Consider the following 1267-nt stretch of genomic DNA (forward strand, 5'->3'; position numbering starts at 1 on the left):
GATCTACCATTGTTAGTATGGCAGATCGTTAACCAACCTAACCCTTTTGACAATAATGTCTTAAGGTCTTAGGTAAGCAAAAATATAATTACCGATTCTTTTTACTGAACTTTTAGCAGGATAAGGTTCCATACTGTTAATCATATTAATTTGATCTGTTGTTAATTTAAGTGAATAAATGTCTGATTGATCTTTAAGTGTTACAGTATTCAGTCCTAAACTGAAATATGAAGCAAACATAGCTGTATTATATGTCCCTGCAGTATTTGCCCCTAAACCATTTAAAAACTTATATCCATTAAAACAGCTACCATTAGTCTTATTAAAATACTCACTTTTTATTAAAGGCTCCATTACAACGGTGTCTTTATTACTGTCAAAATTTTCAATTGATTCAATTCTTTGTATTATTCTAGAAAAATGAGCATATGTGGAATCTAGTTCAATTACTTTCATCATTGATATGGTGTTATAAAAATTACAGCAATGAAAAGAAACTACAGCAAGCCATATCATGAATATGTTTATGAATATCTTATTTTTGCTTTTTAGTAAAATAACAAATGCAACAACATTGATAAGGCAGAAAGAAAAAATCATAAGTTGATGGAAAACATCTTTTGAAGCTATATTTGCAATATTAAGACAAAGTACAAACAGGATGCATAGTATAGCTGTTAAAATTTTTCCTAAAAATCCCTTTGCTAGTAATACAGCTTTTACTGCTCCTAACAAAAGAATTATCAAGCATAATATATTGAAGTTTCGCACTTTTATGAGGTTAAAACTGTTGACCTCTAAAAGAGAGTTTTTTAGGTTGATGATTGCTCTTTTTATATAAAAAGAAAGCTCTTCTATAGAAGAATAATTTACTTTTGACAGACTGTTGTAATCGTCTGGTATATTCAATTGGTGTGCATTCATCAGCATTTTCCAAATGCACAAATAGAGAATTGTAGCAATTAGAGCAATTAAAAAGAACACAATGCCTATTTTTATTACTGTGACTGCATTACATCCATTAGCTAATTTAATGATCAGAACTATAACAAATAAGGATAAAAAAACATTTACATAAGACTGATATAGTCCTATTGATAAGATGCATAAAATAACAGAAACACAAAACTTCAGTAAGTTTGCATTATTGCATACAACGTAAACAGCAGAAACAGCACATAAAAGAGCAATAGCAGTTACGCATCAAATTCCCCACTTTTTAGCAGTTACGAATATAACAGTGTCCTGATTGTATTATAGTTTGATC

General features: G+C 29.4%; 1 protein-coding gene. It reads right to left on the bottom strand.

What is annotated here, in order from left to right; all coding sequences use genetic code 11:
• Positions 1 to 60 precede the first annotated feature (60 nt).
• Positions 61 to 1191: a glucosyltransferase domain-containing protein gene (locus tag J5V48_RS09705; RefSeq protein WP_336244992.1), complete on the bottom strand. Its 1131-nt coding sequence runs from the start codon at positions 1189 to 1191 to the stop codon at positions 61 to 63.
• Positions 1192 to 1267 lie beyond the last annotated feature (76 nt).

Origin of the sequence: Succinivibrio faecicola (genome assembly GCF_019448115.1) — a bacterium.
GTDB lineage: Bacteria > Pseudomonadota > Gammaproteobacteria > Enterobacterales > Succinivibrionaceae > Succinivibrio > Succinivibrio faecicola.